Source organism: Arthrobacter sp. Leaf337 (assembly GCF_001423745.1).
Taxonomy (GTDB): domain Bacteria; phylum Actinomycetota; class Actinomycetes; order Actinomycetales; family Micrococcaceae; genus Arthrobacter.
Genome location: NZ_LMPC01000027.1, coordinates 19,364 through 35,856 on the forward strand (window position 1 = coordinate 19,364; position 16,493 = coordinate 35,856).

At 65.3% G+C, this 16,493-nt stretch carries 12 protein-coding genes and 1 pseudogene; 8 read left to right on the top strand and 5 right to left on the bottom strand.

Going from position 1 to position 16,493, the window contains the following annotated elements:
• Positions 1–30 precede the first annotated feature (30 nt).
• A complete protein-coding gene (locus ASF98_RS17465) occupies positions 31–1,356 on the bottom strand; it encodes a DUF2079 domain-containing protein (RefSeq protein WP_055804440.1) in 1,326 nt (441 codons plus the stop codon).
• 335 nt (positions 1,357–1,691) lie between these two features.
• On the opposite strand from ASF98_RS17465, the pseudogene ASF98_RS25190 reads away from it, so the two are divergent.
• The 4 genes and pseudogenes from ASF98_RS25190 to ASF98_RS17480 all read left to right on the top strand — a co-directional run.
• Positions 1,692–2,564 (top strand): annotated as a pseudogene (locus ASF98_RS25190) (carboxypeptidase-like regulatory domain-containing protein); the annotation flags it as partial.
• Positions 2,565–2,780: 216 nt separating this feature from the next.
• On the top strand, positions 2,781–3,224 hold the full coding sequence (locus tag ASF98_RS25195) for an S-layer homology domain-containing protein (protein ID WP_442854051.1): 444 nt from the start codon (positions 2,781–2,783) through the stop codon (positions 3,222–3,224).
• A 115-nt stretch (positions 3,225–3,339) separates the two neighbouring features.
• A complete protein-coding gene (locus ASF98_RS17475) occupies positions 3,340–4,080 on the top strand; it encodes a GAF and ANTAR domain-containing protein (RefSeq protein WP_055804446.1) in 741 nt (246 codons plus the stop codon).
• Between the two features lie 31 nt (positions 4,081–4,111).
• Complete coding sequence (locus ASF98_RS17480) at positions 4,112–4,876, top strand: SDR family oxidoreductase (protein ID WP_055804450.1); 765 nt, start codon at positions 4,112–4,114, stop codon at positions 4,874–4,876.
• On the opposite strand, the gene ASF98_RS17485 is transcribed toward ASF98_RS17480, so the two are convergent.
• Complete coding sequence (locus ASF98_RS17485; protein WP_055804453.1) at positions 4,873–6,249, bottom strand: ATPase; 1,377 nt, start codon at positions 6,247–6,249, stop codon at positions 4,873–4,875. The two genes, ASF98_RS17480 and ASF98_RS17485, sit on opposite strands and share 4 nt — an antisense overlap.
• Before the next feature lie 169 nt (positions 6,250–6,418).
• On the opposite strand from ASF98_RS17485, the gene ASF98_RS17490 reads away from it, so the two are divergent.
• A complete protein-coding gene (locus ASF98_RS17490) occupies positions 6,419–7,153 on the top strand; it encodes a GAF and ANTAR domain-containing protein (protein WP_055804456.1) in 735 nt (244 codons plus the stop codon).
• Positions 7,154–7,503: 350 nt separating this feature from the next.
• On the opposite strand, the gene ASF98_RS17495 is transcribed toward ASF98_RS17490, so the two are convergent.
• Positions 7,504–8,199, bottom strand: coding sequence for a TetR/AcrR family transcriptional regulator C-terminal domain-containing protein (locus ASF98_RS17495; protein WP_055804459.1), 696 nt, complete (start codon positions 8,197–8,199; stop codon positions 7,504–7,506).
• A 254-nt stretch (positions 8,200–8,453) separates the two neighbouring features.
• Between ASF98_RS17495 and ASF98_RS17500 the strand changes: the two genes are divergently transcribed.
• The gene (locus tag ASF98_RS17500; protein WP_055804462.1) at positions 8,454–8,711 is read left to right on the top strand and encodes a hypothetical protein; all 258 of its coding nucleotides are present in this window, start codon (positions 8,454–8,456) and stop codon (positions 8,709–8,711) included.
• Positions 8,712–8,800: 89 nt separating this feature from the next.
• Here the strand turns inward: ASF98_RS17500 and ASF98_RS17505 are convergent, their stop codons facing one another.
• Positions 8,801–9,031: a zinc-ribbon domain-containing protein gene (locus tag ASF98_RS17505; RefSeq protein ID WP_055804464.1), complete on the bottom strand. Its 231-nt coding sequence runs from the start codon at positions 9,029–9,031 to the stop codon at positions 8,801–8,803.
• 162 nt (positions 9,032–9,193) lie between these two features.
• Between ASF98_RS17505 and ASF98_RS17510 the strand changes: the two genes are divergently transcribed.
• Positions 9,194–9,676 carry a MarR family winged helix-turn-helix transcriptional regulator gene (locus ASF98_RS17510; protein ID WP_082506913.1) on the top strand — a complete coding sequence of 161 codons (483 nt, stop codon included), beginning with the start codon at positions 9,194–9,196 and terminating at the stop codon, positions 9,674–9,676.
• Between the two features lie 63 nt (positions 9,677–9,739).
• Here ASF98_RS17510 and ASF98_RS17515 read toward each other — a convergent pair whose 3' ends face one another.
• On the bottom strand, positions 9,740–14,278 hold the full coding sequence (locus ASF98_RS17515) for a carboxypeptidase regulatory-like domain-containing protein (RefSeq protein WP_162242339.1): 4,539 nt from the start codon (positions 14,276–14,278) through the stop codon (positions 9,740–9,742).
• A gap of 234 nt (positions 14,279–14,512) precedes the next feature.
• Here ASF98_RS17515 and ASF98_RS17520 point away from each other — a divergent pair, with 234 nt between their 5' ends.
• Positions 14,513–16,468, top strand: a complete 1,956-nt coding sequence (locus ASF98_RS17520) for an O-antigen ligase family protein (protein ID WP_055804479.1) — start codon at positions 14,513–14,515, stop codon at positions 16,466–16,468.
• The last annotated feature ends 25 nt before the right edge of the window (positions 16,469–16,493 follow it).

Genomic DNA, 16,493 nt, shown 5'->3' on the forward strand with positions numbered 1-16,493 from the left:
GCGGCAACCGGCATGTCTTGTTGACGGTCGTTAACGGTCGATGCGGCAGGCGAGTTCATAGCCGTCGATCTCGTGAGTGATGGTGTAGTCGGTGGATGGGTGCAATCGCTTGACAATGTTTTTGAGGTTGCCCCATTCCTTGGGAATGCCTCCGGCGATCCGGTCCACGAGGATGCAGTCCGGGGTGGGGTTCGTGTTGCCGATCCAGTACACGTCGTGGTCATCGACTAGATAGTTCATCAGCCCGATGTCTGTCTCAACGCTCGCCCCGGCCGGCACCGGGGCGAGCACGGCCGCTGCGGCATCAGCCCGGGCGGGCGTTGTCCAGGCTTTCGGGTCAGTGAGGGTTCGTAGCGGTAGACCGGGTTGAAGCACCACCGCTGCGGTGATCGCGATGGCGACACCATGGGAGGTGTAGGTGCGCAGCCAAGCCCAGCGGCTATCGGGTCCGTGATCGATCGCGTCGAGGAGGGCGACGAATGCGATCGGCATGAGGACCGCACTGTAGTGCCAGGTGGGCCCCCAATGGCCGTCATTGGTGGACAGGAACCGCCATGCCAACGTCGGAACCAGCACGAGCGCAGCGGGGGACCGCGCTATCAGCCCTCCGGTGACCACGATGAGCAGGAGCAGAGTCTCACCCTTGGACGGATTGAAGAGCGAAGCGGGGTCGGACAGGACGGCCACGGGGTTCGCATTGCCTGCATAGGCCCATGCCCCGTTCGGGTTCAGCCCAGGCAGGATGACCCGGGTGGCCAGCACGAACCAGCCGATACCCCACACGGCCAGCCAGACGCCGACGGGTTTGCGGGCACGATAGGCGATGAGAAGGCCGACCGCGACCACAGTAAGCCCGAGGTCCTCTTTCACGAACACCAGGGGTGCCGCCCAGATCGCGGCCGCCCACCACCGGCTCTCAAGAACGGCGACGAGACTGGCGGTGAGGAGGGGAACGGCGAGGGCTATTTCGTGAAATTGAGCTTCCGCGGCGTTCTGCAATCCCCAGCTGAGCCCGAATGCGATCCCCAGGAGGATGCCAGCCGCTGGGCCGAGGCGTCGTTGCGCTGCGCGGGCGAGGATGCCTGCGGCCGCGGCGAAGCACAGCGCCTGGATCACGAGGAGGGTGAAGGCGTGGGGGAAAGCAGCGTAGACCGGAGCGAAGATGGCCAGCAACGGGTGGAAGTGGTCACCCAGAAGGTTGAACCCGTCACCCTTCACCGTCACAATCGGAGCCCGCAGCGTTGCGTACCGGTCGAGGAGTTGGGCGAAAATGCTCAGATCCCACGACTTCACCGTAAACTGCGACCACTGCCACGCCGCGAACACGACGTACGCCGCGGCGACGATAACTGCCACGACGACCGGTGCTATCCACAGAGAGTGAGCGTGGCGGGCTGGCTCTAGGCGAGAGGCAGGCTGCACGGCGGCCACAGGCCCGACAAGATGTTGATCACGGAACCGACTCTAACCCGCCGCTGGTGGATCCGGGATTGGCCTGACACGCCGGGCGGTGCCTGGAATGGCTGGGGAAGCATTTGTTCGACATGTTAATCCGGCCGGAATAGACTTCGCTCACTTGCACTTTTCCGGGTGCCGTTTGGATTCATTCTCTGGGGGAACAATTGAAAATGCTCGGGCGGCCCAAAACATTCGGGCCGGTAATCCTCGCGGTGATTCTGCCGCTGCTGTTTATGGCACCGGCACCAGTGGCCACCGCGGCAGTCGAAGCCACCATAAGCGGTACGTTATCCGTTCCCCGGGGTGCGGATGTGACGAATGCGTACGTGGCCATTTCGGGTACGAATTACTCCCGGCAGATCGGCGTTTCCGCGGACGGTTCGTACCGCTTTGGCGAACTCGCTGCCGGGTCCTATACGGTGCGCTTTGACTACCAGTCCTGGCCCAGCCCGGACAGCGCCCGCCCTGCCCCGCAGTGGTACAAGAACGGTGCCACATTCAGCCAGGCAACCAGCATCACGGTTGCAGCCGGCCAGAGCGTTAGCGGCATTTCGGCAACGCTCGACGACGGCGCTTTCATCAGCGGCCGGCTCACCTTGCCGTCGGGCGTGGACGCCTCAAAGGTCAGGATTGTTGCCAGCGAGACGGGACATACCAGCTACCTGCACTCCGCCACGGTATATGCACGGGCTGACGGCAGCTATACGCTGAAGGGCCTCCCGCCCGGCCGGTACCAGCTGTCCTTCTCTTCGCAGGACCGGGCCGGCGGCGGCATTGTCAGCACCTACTACGGCGGGTCCACCGAGGCCGCCGCCAAGGTCCTGGACGTCCCCCACCTCGGCGGCATCAACAATGTGGACCAGTCGCTCACCGCCGCCGGCGCCATCAGCGGTACGGTCACGGTTCCGGAAGGCATCTCGCCGGCGGGGGTCTTCGCCACCGCCAATCCGCAGGACGGGTCCAGCGGGGTCCCCAGCGCCCGGACGGATGCCAGCGGAAACTTCGACATCGGGCATGTGACTCCCGGGACGTACAAGCTCCTCTTTGAAGCAGACGGCCTCGAGCCGCAGTGGTACGGCCAGACTGACTGGTCCGTGGAGTCGCCCGTGCTGACGGTGGAGGCCGGGCAGGTCCTCTCGGGGCTGACGGAGGACATCCTGCTGACGGCCCCCGCTTCGCCGCTGGTGTTCGCAGACGTTCCCCCGGGCACCCAGTTCGAGGCGGAGATCAACTGGCTCGCCGGCCAGGGCATCAGCACCGGCTGGACTGAACCGAACGGCACCAAGACCTACCGCCCGCTGGGGCCGGTGAACCGCGACGCCATGGCCGCCTTTATGCACCGGCTGGCCGGCAAACCGGATTTCTGGCCGCCGCCCGTCTCACCGTTCGCCGACCTGGCTCCGAGCGACATGTTCTTCAAGGAAATCATCTGGCTTACCGCCCGGAACGTGTCCACGGGCTGGGTTGGCGGCAACGGCACCAGGACCTTCGGCCCGAGCCGGCCGGTCAACCGCGATGCGATGGCCGCCTTTATGTACCGCCTTGCCGGCAGGCCTGCTTTCACTGCGCCGGCCGCGTCGCCATTCACGGACGTGTCCACGGACAACGTGTACTACCACGAGATCACGTGGCTGGCCGCCCAGGGCATCTCCACGGGTTGGAAGGAAGCGGACGGGACTAAGACCTTCCGCCCGTACCAGGCGGTGAACCGGGACGCCATGGCGGCGTTCATGTACCGCTTCGCCTCCAAGTTCACCCCGGTGTAGTCCCGGATCGAATCCTCCCGGTCCTCTCTCGTGCCGGCCCTTTGCGGACTACGATCAGAAGTATCGCGAACTACACCTTCGCAGTCCCCGGGTTTACGTCGAATAAGGACGACACATGACATCGAAGTCCGCCAGCACGCGTGAACCGGTTGAACAGCCGCCTGCCGTCATTGGCGGGCTGGCTGGCCGGCTCAGTGACCTTGCCCGTGACCTGCAGCAGGAACAGGACACCGAAGCGATCCTGGCCACCATCGTCCACGCCGCCCTGGAACTGATCCCGCACGTCACCGATGCATCCATCAGCCTCGTGACCGGCCGCCGCCAGGTTCAGTCCCGGGCCGCGTCGGGGGAACTTCCCCTCAAGGTGGACGCGCTGCAAAGCGAAAAAGGCCAGGGCCCCTGCCTCGACGCCGCCTATGACCAACGCGTCGTCCGCGTCCCTGATCTGAGCAAAGGCAAACGATGGCCGGATTTTGCGCAGGCGGCCTACGACATTGGCGCGCGGAGCATGCTCTCCATCCAGCTCTTTGTGGAGGGGGACAAACTCGGCGCCCTGAACCTTTACGGCGACGAGGTGAACGTCTTCGACGAGGAATCGGAACAGATCGCAATGCTCTTGGCCGCCCACGCCGCCATCGCGTTCTCCGACGCCAAGGAAATCGCGCAACTGACCCGGGCACTGGACACCAGGGACCTGATCGGCCAGGCGAAAGGGATCCTGATGGAAAGATTCAAGATCACGTCCCAACAGGCCTTCCTGGTCCTGACCAAGGCCAGCTCCGAATCGAATATCAAGCTCAGGGACGTCGCCGAGCACCTCACCAGCAGCGGGGAAATCCCCACCCGCCGGAGATGACCCGGAGCTCTGCCAGCATAGGAGGCACGTTATGAACATCGCCGTCGCCGGGGGAACCGGGACTGTCGGCCGCCATGTGGTCAGCGCCGCCAGGGGGCGGGGGCACCAGGTGGTGAGCCTGAGCCGCGCAGACGGCGTGGACCTGCTCACCGGCCGCGGCCTCGACGAGGCACTCCGGGGCGTGGATACGGTTATCGACGTTTCCGGCCCCCGGGCCGTGTCCACCAAGAAGGCCGTGGACTATTTCACAAACAGCACCCAGAATCTGCTCGCTGCGGAGAAGAAGGCGGGGGTGCGGCACCACCTTGCCCTCTCGATTGTGGGCATCGACAGGGCGGCGTCGGGGCTCTACGCGGGAAAGCTGGTGCAGGAGGAGGCTGTCCGCCACGGGGATGTGCCGTGGACCATCTTGAGGTCCACGCAGTTCCACGAGTTTGTGCCGTTGACCGTCAGCGTCGCTTCACTGGGCCCGCTGGTGTTTGTTCCGCGGATGCGGACCCAGCCCGTGGCGGCCCGGGAGGTGGCGGAGGCGCTGGTGGATGCCGCAGAGGCAGGGCCGAGTGGCCCCATGGCAGACCTCGGCGGGCCACGTGCGGAGGAACTGGACGAGCTCGTCCGCGCCTACCTGCAGAAATTCCGCATGCGGAAGCAGATCGCGAAACTTTTCATCCCCGGTTCCATGGGCAAAGCCATGCGCAGCGGCGAGCTCATCCCCAAGCCGGGTGCCGCCGTCGGACGCCAGACGTTCCAGGAGTGGTTGGAGACGGACGCTTCCTCCCCAACGAACAGCGCCTAGACGTACCCGTCCACAATCGCGGCCGCGATCTCCTTGTAGGCGCGGCGGGTCTCGGGGCGCAGCACGTCCAGGGTGACCAGGTCGCCGTCGGCCACTCCGCGGTCATGCGGGACGGCGATCAGCTGCCGGCAGATGCCGGAGAGGTGTTCCTCGATCGCGTCCTTGTCCACGCGGGAGGAGACCTCATCCTTGTCCGTGATCACCACGATCGCGTTGCGGGCCAGGTCCTCGTAGCCGTGGCTCGCGAGCCACTGCAGGGTGCTGCGGGCACGCTTGGCGCCGCTCACCGCGTACCCGGCGGCGATCACCAGGTTGTCCGCGGACTGCAGGATGCCGCTCATGGCGTTGTGTGTGACGCCGGTGCCGCAGTCGGTCAGGGCCACGGAGTAGTAGCCGGAGATGAGCTTGCGGATCCGGAGGTATTCCTCGGCCGTGAGAGAGTCGGACACTTCCGGGTCCTGCTCCCCCGCGATCAGGTGCAGGCGGCCGGCGTGGTGCATGTAGCGGGCCAGTGCGGTGAGGGAGTCCACGGAGTCGATGTTCTTGAGCAGGTCCGTGATGGTGCGCGGGCTGGACTGCTGGTAGATGCCTTCGCCCAGGGCGCGCTCCACGAGGTCGCCCGAGTCCGGGTTGGCGTCGATGGCGCAGGGGGCGTCGCCGCGGAATTCGGCCAGCGTCAGGCCCACGCCCACGGTGGTGGAGGTCTTGCCGATGCCGCCCTTGAGGCTGAGCACCGCGGTGTTGTAGCTCCCCTGCAGCTGGCGCGAGATCCGCCGGCCCAGTTCGTCCTCTTCGCGCTGGCGGGGACCGGGGCCCAGGTTGATGGCTCCGCCGGTCAGTGCGAACAGGGCGCCGCGGAAGCCGCCGCGGGGGCGCGGCTTCTGTTCGCGGACAAAGGAACCGGGTGAGGTGATGAAGTCGGAAATGGGCGCGTCCGCAGCCGCCAGTTTGGCGGCCTGGCGGGAAACGTTCGACGGCGGCGCGCTGGGTTCCGCGGGCACGCCGCCCCGGCGGGAAGTGGCGGGCTGCGCCTCAGGCTGCGAGGCGGGCTGGGCCACCGGCTGGGCGGTGGGCTGGGCAGGAACAGCTGGAGCGGACGCCGGCACCGGGGCCGGAACCGGGGCCGCCGCGGAAACCTCGGCGCCACCTTCCGCTTCCACCTGCGCGTCCGCGACGGCTGCCGCTTCGGCCCAGGAACTCCGGCGGGTGGGCGCGGTGCGGCTGTTGTTCGGGGTGGCAGCGGCGGGCATGGTTCCTGTCCGGGCGTCCGGAGATGCACCTGCCGGGCGACGGAGGTCGCGGCGGCGGCGCGTCTGGGGCTGCCCTGCATTGTGTGCAGTGGCGCGTGCGTTCTTATCGGCCGATTCGGGCATGTTCGTCCCCCCAGGACATTCGGCAAAGCGTGCAACGGCTCTTTACGGCTTCGGTCAAGGAGCAATTCTAGGCGCAATAGGCCAAAAGTCCCCCATATACCGGCCAGGTTCCGGCGGAAGAGAGGCACGGCACAGTTGCCCGGGCGGTGCGTGCGCTTTACATTGAGGCATGGCCAACTCTTCCGAGCACGAGCGCGTCCTGGAACTTCAGGACCTCATTGTCGGCACGCAGAATGTCGCCGAATTCCTGCAACGCCTGTCCGTCATGGCGGCGGGGGCGCTGAGCCGTGAAACGTCCGGCACCGTCGAATGCGGTGTCACCCTGAAGCGGAGGCGCCGGACCTTCACCGTGGCCGGGAGCAGTCCCAAGGCGGTCCTCCTGGACGAGATCGAACAGCGCATCGGGGACGGCCCGTGCATCGAGGCGCTCCGGGTGAAGGCGCCGGTGCTGCTGGCCAACGTGGACACGGATCCGCGCTGGCCGGTCTACCGGGAAGCACTGGAGGCTGAGGGATGCCGTGCCACCCTGGGTGTGCCGCTGGAACTCGGTGAGGATGCGGCCGCCGCGCTCAACTTTTTCGCGTTCGAATCAGGCGTGTTCACCCCGGCAGTCGTGCAGGAAGCCGTGGAATTCGCGGACCTGGCCGGCGGTGCCGTGCGGCTGGCTGTGAGGCTGGGCACCGCGCAGTCGCTGGCGGACGATCTCGCCGCCGCCATGCAGAGCCGCACGTCCATCGACCTGGCGTGCGGAGTGATCATGGGCCAGAACCGCTGCAGCCAGGCTGAGGCCATGGCCATCCTCACCAAGGTGTCCAGCCACCGCAACCAGAAACTTCGCGTAGTGGCCGAGGAGATGCTCGCCAATCTTGTGGGCGGAGGCGTCCACACCCACTTCGATCCCTAAGGATTGAGGCACGACGCCGGCTGGCCGGCGCTGCGGAGTTCAGCGGACCCCACCGAAGCAGGGCCCCAAGGAGCAGCCCGCCGCTGCAGAGTTCAAACGTCAACTGGCCTGTGCGGACAAGTAGGGCTTGCGAGTGGCGCAGCTGCCAAAACAGGTACTGGCTACTGCCGTCTCAGCAGTTGGCAATCCATAAGCTTCAACCCATGAGCATCCAACACTCTCCAAGGTCGGGGCATCCAGTGGCGATCGGGTTTGTCATCGCAAGCTTGGCTTTTGCAGCGGGCGCGGCCGCGACGTCCTTCCTTCACGCATTCGCCGATTCCATCGACTGGCCGGATTACTGACCTACATCAGCCCGCCGGCGCTTCTTTACCCGTCGTCAGCCTCTCGGCGAGTCCGGAGAGCAGGATGCTGATTCCTTCATCCAGCTCCGCCTCTCCGTCGTAGTCCGCCAGGACGGGCGCCAGCTCGCGCAGGTTGGGGAAGTCCCTGGCAGGGAGCCGGTGCAGGCCCAGCCGGAGCAGCGCCACGTTTTCTTCCGGATCCACGATGTATTCCTGAAGTTCGTTCAGGATGTGGCCGTAGAGGAAGCCGTAATAGGCGCGGTAAACGTGGAGGGCGTCGTTCGGCGCAAAGCCCGCCTCGATCAGCAGCCCCAGGATCTGCTCCAGCGGGCGCAGCGTCCCCAGCGGACGGAGGCCCAGCGGTGTGGACAGCGGACGCGTCACCAGCAGCGGCACAACGTTCGGATGCCGGAGGGCCAGGAGCCGGAGGTCGTGCGCGATCCTGCGCAGCTGGGCCTGCCAGTCGGGGTCCGTCGGGAAGATCGCCAACTCGTTGAGGACCAGTTCGGTGATCCCGTCCAGCAGGTCGGCCCGGTTGGCGGCGTAACGGTAGAGGCCCATGGGGTCCCGGTCCAGCGCCTGGCCCAGCCGGCGCATGCTCAGCGCCTCGAGCCCCTCGGAGTCCACCAGCTCAAGCGCTGTCCGGAGGACTTCCTCCCGGTTCAGCCTTCTTCTGGAATCTGTTTCCTGCGGGGCTGACATGGCAGTGGGTCCTTACGTCGGTGTGGCCGGTGGGTGAAAGCATGTGGCTGTCCACTCTTGCTTAACCCGTAGTCTACGCCTAGAGTCTACGGTGTAGATGCATTCGGCGGAGACTAATTTTTAGCCCTACGGATGCGGCTCGTCACTGCTGCTAATCCAGGGCGTGGAACTCCTCAGGCCATGTGCAGGGATCTGGGGTTCAGCTGCTGTAGCCGAACGGCGGCACTTGACGCACGGTACGGAAAGAGCCAACCATGGGCATTTCAAAAATTGATCGTTTTCTCACTGAAGCCACCGTTCCGGACCAGGACGGCGACTCCTCCCTCAGGAAAGACCAGCTCTACGGGCTGTACACCAGCTGGTGCATGCTCAATCAGTTCATCCCGGCAACCGCCGGGGAATTCTGGTCGGAGATGAAGGCGCGCAGGATCAGGTCGTCGGACAGTCGCCTGCGCATGACCGGGGCAGCCGCCGCGGACTACATCCTGGCCACCCGCCCGGTCCTGGTCTAGCAGACAGCAGGCCCGGCAGAAGCACGACGACGAGAGGCCGGTTCGCGGTCAGCCTTGGGGGCTGACCGGGGAACCGGCCTTTTTTGCGCCTACCGGGCCAGGGCCTTCATCCCCTGCTTCGAGAGCGACGAACGCTGCCCGCAGTTGGAGCAGGTGATGCGGTACGCGCGTGACATCGTGAAGATCGGGATGAAGAACAGCGTGAACTTGTTCGCCCGTTCTTCGAGGTGCTGCTCCACGTACTGGCCGCAGGAGCGGCACACTGAAAGCCTCCCGGGCAGTGCCCGCAGGACGGTCTTGAGGCCGAAGAGTAGAAGCATCTCTGCCTTTCTGGGTTTTCTCGACCCGGGGTGGCGAAACACCTGGATTATCAGGGTGCTTACGGTCCAATAGTAATCATGCTTAGTATTAGGTGAGGTTTATCCAGCAGACCCACCACCGTGCTCCCAGCCGCGGTCTCCCGGAAGGCAGGCAACACGCACATGGCTTTGGCCCAGCAGAACAGACCGGCAGGATGGTCCACCCACCGCTTATTGTCGACGGCGGCGCGGCTGGACGAGCGCAGAATTAACCGCCGGCTGGTCGGGCTGGGGCTCACCAAGTCATCCTTCGACGCACTGGACTGCGTGGAGGAGCTGGGCCCTGCCACGCAGAACTGCCTGGCCGACGAACTTGGGATCACCGCCCAAAGCCTGGGCAAGATCCTGGACCGGCTAAGGGACCTGGGTCTCCTGACCAAGGAGCGCGGCGCGGGCGACGGCAGGAGCCGGAGCGTCCGGCTGACGCCCCGCGGGCGGTCCGTGCTGCGGACGGCCGAGGAACTCGTGCGCGGACTCCCCCGGCCCGAGCTTAAGGCGGAGCTGGATTTGCGGCGGCACCTGGAACAGCACATCGCGCATCTCGCGGAGCCCCCGGAAGCCCAGTCCGGCGATACCCAGTCCCGCGATACCCAGGCAGAGGCATAGCCTGACGCGAAAAGAGCCGGCCGCGAATGCACAAACTGCACCCACGGCCGGCCCTTCGAACCGCTAGCTAGTTCCGAACTTCGCGTTGTACCGGTACATGAACGCAGCCATCGCGTCCCGGTTCACCGCCTGGACCGGAGCATAGCTCTTGGACCCGTCCCCCGCCGTCCAGCCGGTGGTGATGCCGGTGGACGCCAGCCAGGTGATCTCCTTGTAGAACTGGTTGTTCGTGGCCACGTCCGTGAACGGGGACACCGCCGGCGGCGTGAACGCGGGCTTCCCGGCCAGGCGGTACATGAACGCAGCCATGGCGTCCCGGTTCACTGCCTGAACGGGGCCGTACGTCCTCGTTCCGTCGGGGTCCGTCCAGCCGGTGGTGATGCCGGTGGACGCCAGCCAGGTGATCTCCTTGTAGAACTGGTTGTTCGTGGCCACGTCCTTGAACGGGGACACCGCCGGCGGTGTGAAGGCCGGCTTGCCGCGCAAGCGGTACATAAAGGCGGCCATGGCATCCCTGTTCACGGGCAGCACCGGACCGAAGGTCTTGGTGCCGTCCGCCGCCGTCCAGCCGGTGCTGATGCCGCTGGATGCCAGCCAGGTGATCTCCTTGTAGAACTGGTTGCCTGTTGACACGTCCGTGAATGACGGCGCGGGAGCAACAGTGGCGTCCGGCGTGGTTGCCGAGGCCAGTAGCGTGCCTGTGCCCTTGCCGTCACCATAGATCCGCACCTGGATGGTGCTCTTGGCGGCAAGCCCGGTCAGTGTGACGTCGGACTTCTGTCCCGCCGCAACCGTCACCTTCGGACGGGTCAGGTCCCCGTTGACGATCACGTGGTAATCAACGGAAACGGTCGACGCCGCGTTGTTGAGTGAGACTGCAGCCTCGGCAGGCTTGGCCGGATCCAGCGTGATGGTTGCCTTCGGATCAGTCACGGGCACCACCGGGGCGTCCGGTGTGGTTGCCGAGGCCAGCAGTGTTCCCGTGCCCTTGCCGTCACCATAGATCCGCACCTGGATGGTGCTCTTGGCGGCAAGCCCGGTCAGTGCGACGTCGGACTTCTGTCCCGCCGCAACCGTCACCTTCGGACGGGTCAGGTCCCCGTTGACAATCACGTGGTAATCAACGGAAACGGTCGACGCCGCGTTGTTCAGTGAGATTGCTGCGTCCGCCGGCTTGGCCGGATCCAGCGTGATGGTTGCCTTCGGATCAGTCACCGGCGCCGCAGGGGCGTAGGTCAGTTCACCCGCCGGCTTGTCAGTCCCCACCGTCGCGCTCACTGGAACTGCCGCGGTTTCCGTGGTGACATTGCCGGAGAACAGCTTGCCCAGCTCGGGCTTGTTGTACGGCGGAGTGACAACCAGCAGGTACTTCCCGGTAGTCAGACCCGAGACGGTGAACTTGCCCTGCGCATCCGTGTACGTCATGCGGGTGACCAACGAACCGTCCGCGGTGTAGGCCTGGACCATCGCGTTAGGAAGGGCCAGCTTCGATTTGTCCGTGACGGTGCCGCTGAGGCTGCCGCCCTTGACCAGGGTTCCGTCCTTGCCGGTGATGGTCTGCCCGGTGGTGACCGCAACGGTGCTTGCGGCACCCACACCGGCGGACTCAGCCTTGTTCTGGAAGAACTGGGCCTCGGCCAGGGAGAAGCCGCTGGACCGGTTGAAGGCAACCTTGTAGCTTCCTGCTGCCAGGCCGGTGACGCTGTAGGCACCGGTACTGTCGGCGTAGCCCTGCTTGACCGGAGCGCCGGTACCGTCCAGGACAGTCACCGGGTTCTGCTCCCCGGCAGAAAGTCCGGCGAGCTTGCCGCTGATCGTGGCGCCCTTGACCAGCGTGGCGTTGATGCCCGTCAGATCCTGGGCCGCGGTCAGGGTCAGCGCGTTAGCAGTACCCGCCGTCGCCGCATTGTTGTACCACTGGTCCACGGCACCGCTGCTGTTGCCTGCGAACCTCACTTTGAAGGATCCCGCCGGGAGTCCGACCAGTCGGTAGCTGCCGTCCGCGGCAACCGCGGAGTAGGCCATATAGATGGATTTGCCGTCTGCGCTGTCAGCGTTGACGCTGACGTTACTCAGGCTGATTCCTGCGGGTACGGTCACCTTGCCGCTGATCGTGGCGCCCTTGGCGAGGGAGGCGTTGATGCCGGTGACATCCTGGCCCTTCGCGACGGTGACGGGATTGGCTGCTTCCGGCGTCGCTGCGTTGTTGTACCACTGCGTCAGGGCGCCGCTGCCGTTGCCGTTGAATTGGACCTTGTAGGATCCGGCAGGCAGCCCCACGAACCGATATGTGCCGTCGGCAGCAGGCCAGGCATTGCCAACATATGTTGCCGCAGCATCGGCCGTGGTCAGGCTGACGTTGGTGTGAGTCACGCTGATGCCGGCGGGTGTTGTGACTTTTCCGCTGATGGTGGCACCCTTCGTCAGGGTGCCGTTGATATCTGCGAGGTCCTGCCCCGGCGTCACGGCAACCGCGGTGGCTGTAGCGAAGGTCTCGGCATTGTTGTACCACTGGGTCAATGCTCCGCTGCTGTTTCCGGAGAACTGGATCTTGTAGGAACCTGCCTCGAGACCCGGGAGACGGTACGTGCCGTCCGCGGCCACCGTGGCTGAGGCTGCGTAGCCCGTTTCAGACGCAGCGGTGAAGGCCATGACGTAGAGCTGGGTGGCATCAGTGCCGGCAGGCACAGTGAGCTTTCCCCGGATGGATGCGCCCTTGGCCAGGGTGGCGTTGATGTTGCCCACGTCCTGGCCCGCGGTGACGGGAACGGCGATGGCGGTTTCCGCCGAGATGGCGTTGTTGTACCACTGGGACAGGGCGCCGCTGTTGCCTCCGGAGAACTGGAGCTTGTAGGACCCGGCGCGGAGCCCGCCCAGCTTATACTTGCCGTCGGCCCCCACCTGGGTGTTTCCGGCATAGGTGGCCATGCTGTCACCCGAGTACGCCGTCACGTTGACGCCGGTCAGCGTTATCCCAGCGGGAGCGCTGACGGTACCGCTGATGGAGGCACCCTTCACCAGGGAAACATTGATGCTGGCCACATCCTGCGCGGCTGCCACGTCCACGGCGTTCGCTGATGCAAACGTCTCCGCGTTGTTGTACCACTGCGAGATGGCACCGGTGCTTCCGGAGGAGAACTGGAGCTTGTAGGACCCTGCTTTCAGGCCGGCCACTTTGTAGCTGCCGTCCATGCCCACCGAGGCAAAGCCGGCCTGGGTCATTTGTGAGTCCGAGCTGTAGGCGCTGACGTAGGTGCGGCTGGGGTCGATCCCTGCCGGCACGGTGACCTTGCCGCTGATGGATGCACCCTTGACCAGCGCAGCGTCAATGCCAGTAAGGTCCTGGCCTGTTGTCAGCGTCAACGCGTTGGCTGCCTCAAGCGAGTCTGCGTTGTTGTACCACTGCGGCAGCGCACCGGCGTTGCTGCCTACGAACTCGATTTTGTAGGATCCGGCGGGCAGGCCAACAACCTTATAGCTGCCATCCGGGGCCAGCCTTGTGTAGGAGGAGAAGAAACCGCTCTGGGGGTCCGTGGGTACCACGTTGATGGACACGGAGCCCAGGTTGACGCCGGCCGAAGCGGTCACTTTGCCGCTGATGGTTGCACCCTTGACCAACGTGGCGTTGATGCCCGTCAGGTCCTGGCCCGCGGCGATATCGACTGCGTTTGCGGTGCTGAAGGATGCCGCGTTGTTGTACCACTGAGTCAGTGCCCCGCTTTGGTAGCCGGAGAACTGCAGCTTGTAAGAACCGGCGGCCAGCCCGGACAGCCGGTAGGTGCCGTCCTGGGCCACCTGGGTGCTGCCGGACTCGTTGTACTCTGCGTCAGTTGTGTACGCGGCTACCCGCATATTCGTCATGTCGGTCCCGGCGGGCGCGGTCACTTTACCGCTGATGCTGGAACCCTTAACAAGGGTCGCGTTTATACCGCTGAGGTCCTGGCCCTTCGCCAGGACCAGGGTTTCCGCGCCTGAGAACGTCGCCGAGTTGTTGTACCACTGCTCAATCGCGCCGCTGTTGTAGCCGGAGAACTTGAGCTTGTAGGAACCCGCGGCCAGTCCCGCGAGCCGGTAGGTGCCGTCTGCGTTCACTGAGACGCTGGTGCTGGGGCTGTACTCGTAGGCCGCCAGGGAGGCGTTAACCTGCATGGTGGTGATGTCAACGCCGGCTGGCACGGTGACTTTTCCGCTGATGCTGGCACCCTTGACCAGGGTGGCATTGATGCCGGTCAGGTTCTGGCCTACGGTCACAGTAACGGCCGTAGCGGTTTCCTGGGTCGCAGCGTTGTTGTACCACTGGGTTTCGGCCCCGCTGTTGTAGCCGGAGAACACGATCTTGTAGGAGCCTGCCGCCAAGCCCTCCATTCGGTACTTGCCGTCTGATGCCACCGAGGCCCAGCCCCAGGTTTGGGATTGCGGGTCCGAGGGTTGCCCGCTGACGTACGTGGACGCCAGGTCCACGCCGGCAGGCGCTGTCACGGTGCCGCTGATGGTGGCAGTGTTGGTGTCCACGGCGAGCGCCGGGACGTTTCCGATGAGCAATGTGGCAGCCAGAACCGCTGCAATTGTGGCGGTAATCCGCCTGAAAATGTGCGTGCGCAAGCGCATTTAGATGATTCCCCCATTAAACGATGCGACGAACACTGCCCCCGCAAGTGAACCCTGTTAGTCACAGGTGATCGCACTATATAGCCACGTAATCAATTTTCCAGTCGTTTTATCCTCAAGACTGTAATAAAGGCGATTGCCGCAGAAAATTTCCTTTCCACACGGCCGAAAGACACTCCTGAAAGCGCAATAATGATGAGCGTTGCCCATTGTTTGACTTGGAGATTAGTGAAAAATCCTGTCGGCGCACGGACGTTCACCTGGGCGCCGTCGCTTGCCATATGTGTCATGGTGGGTTCCCTGCTCGCATTCCTGCCCGGCGGCCTGTTCCGATTTGCCTGGGCCAAGGTGGTGGTTGTTCTTATTGCCTTGGGCGCAGGGCTCCTGGCCGGACGCGCCAACCAAGGCGGACGCCTGCCGCCGTCCACCATGATTCTCCTGGGCGCGGGCTCGATTGTTCTGTTGCTTGCCGCGCTACTCTCCCCCAGTCCGGCCGCTGCACTCTTTGGCCGGTGGCCGCGTTACGAAGGGGCAGTGGTCCTCGCGGTCTACGCCGCCACGCTGGTGCTGGGCGCCAAAGTCCTGGGCGGCACGGACAGCACCTCCAGATGGCAGGTCCTTCACCGTGCCCTGGCTCTGGCCTCAATCCCCCTCGCCATGATCTGCATCCTGGAATCAGCCGGCCTGCGGCCCCTGGGCGGCGCAGCCGACCTCAGGCCGGGCGCCACGCTGGGAAATGCCTCCGATCAGGGCCTGGTGGGCGTGATGATCGCAGGCGCCCTGGCCCTTCCCTCGCTGCAGCCGGGCAAGTCGTCCTGGCTGCTGCGGACAGGGTGTGCCGCAGCAGTTCTGATCGCGGTCCTGTCCGGCTCGCGTGCGGCGCTGCTGGGTCTGGTGGCAGTGGTCTGCGTCTGCACCCTGGGCGTCTTCCTCGCCAGACGCCCCGGCAAGCAGAGCCGCAAGAGGACCCCCACGCAAGGCCTCACGTGGAATGGAATGGCCATTGCGGGAGGCTCGCTCGCAGGGCTGGCGCTCCTCGTCGTCCTGATACCCGGTGCACGGGACCGCTTGTTCTACGGCGACACCGTGACCGGCCGGTGGCTTCTCTGGCAACAAACGCTGGAAATGGCGTGGGAGCACCCGTGGTTCGGCGTGGGCCCCGGCGGCTTTGTCGACGTGTTTCCCGGCTACCAGACCCAGCAGTGGGCGGAACAGACAGGTGGCGACTTTCCACCGGATTCCCCGCACTCATGGCTGCTCCAGGCACTTCTCGCCGGAGGCATTCCGCTGCTGCTCCTTGCCGTTCTACTGGCCGTCTCCACTATCCGCACGGCCGTAATCCGGATCCGCTCCGCGGAGGGAACCCAGCGAAACACCCTCATCGGTGCGCTGGCCGCCGTCGTGGGTTACGGCGTCGGACTCCTGACGGGGTTCACCTCCCCCGGCACGACGCCGCTGGCCGCTTTCATCTGCGGCGGACTCCTCGCAACTACCGTCGCCGCTTCAACGCAAAGTCATACGTCCCGGCTCCGCCAGTGGTTCCAGAGTCCGCCCGCCCGAACAGCTGCAACAGCGGCCGGAGCCCTCGCCGTCGTCGGGGGTCTGATCTTTGCCGTTCCGGCGGCTGTTGCTGAGTGGCCCATGGCGGCCGGAGTGAGCGCCGCCGGGAACGGGGACCTTGCCCAGGCGCAGCGCCATTTTCAGGCGGCGCAGGCACTGCGGCCATGGGACAGCGACACCGCCCTGCTGGCCGCGCAGGCCTTCGCCGGACCGGCCGCCGAGGGTGATCCCGAAGCTGCCGCACGCGCCGTGGAGTGGGCCAAAGTGTCGCTGGCCAGGACGCCCGACTCCGTCGAAGCCGGGCTGGCCCTGTCCATCGGTTACCTCAACAGCGGGGACATTCCGGCCGCCAAGCAGCAGCTGGACGAACTTGTCCAGCGCGCTCCCTACACGTCCGCGCTGTACGTCCAGCGCGGCATCGCATGGTTCGGCCTGGGCCAGCCGGAGCAGAGCATCGCGGACCTGCAGACGGCGGCGGCCCAGTCACCGGATTCGCCGGTTCCGTGGCAGGTGCTGGCCCGGGTGTACCAGCGCGTCGGCCAGGACGGCAAGGCCGCCCAGACGCAGGAGCAGGCGGACCGGCTCTCAGCCCCGCAAATCTCGTTACAGGAGTTCCCCAAGTAAATTCCCGTCAGCCACGTTCCACGGA

What these genes read in the sequence shown, in the direction of transcription:
- ASF98_RS25195 (WP_442854051.1), top strand. Translation starts at nt 2,781, where the DNA reads ATGGCCGCCTTTATGCACCGGCTGGCCGGCAAACCGGATTTCTGGCCG.
- ASF98_RS17475 (WP_055804446.1), top strand. Translation starts at nt 3,340, where the DNA reads ATGACATCGAAGTCCGCCAGCACGCGTGAACCGGTTGAACAGCCGCCT.
- ASF98_RS17480 (WP_055804450.1), top strand. Translation starts at nt 4,112, where the DNA reads ATGAACATCGCCGTCGCCGGGGGAACCGGGACTGTCGGCCGCCATGTG.
- ASF98_RS17485 (WP_055804453.1), bottom strand. Translation starts at nt 6,249, where the DNA reads ATGCCCGAATCGGCCGATAAGAACGCACGCGCCACTGCACACAATGCA.
- ASF98_RS17490 (WP_055804456.1), top strand. Translation starts at nt 6,419, where the DNA reads ATGGCCAACTCTTCCGAGCACGAGCGCGTCCTGGAACTTCAGGACCTC.
- ASF98_RS17495 (WP_055804459.1), bottom strand. Translation starts at nt 8,199, where the DNA reads ATGTCAGCCCCGCAGGAAACAGATTCCAGAAGAAGGCTGAACCGGGAG.
- ASF98_RS17500 (WP_055804462.1), top strand. Translation starts at nt 8,454, where the DNA reads ATGGGCATTTCAAAAATTGATCGTTTTCTCACTGAAGCCACCGTTCCG.
- ASF98_RS17505 (WP_055804464.1), bottom strand. Translation starts at nt 9,031, where the DNA reads ATGCTTCTACTCTTCGGCCTCAAGACCGTCCTGCGGGCACTGCCCGGG.
- ASF98_RS17510 (WP_082506913.1), top strand. Translation starts at nt 9,194, where the DNA reads ATGGCTTTGGCCCAGCAGAACAGACCGGCAGGATGGTCCACCCACCGC.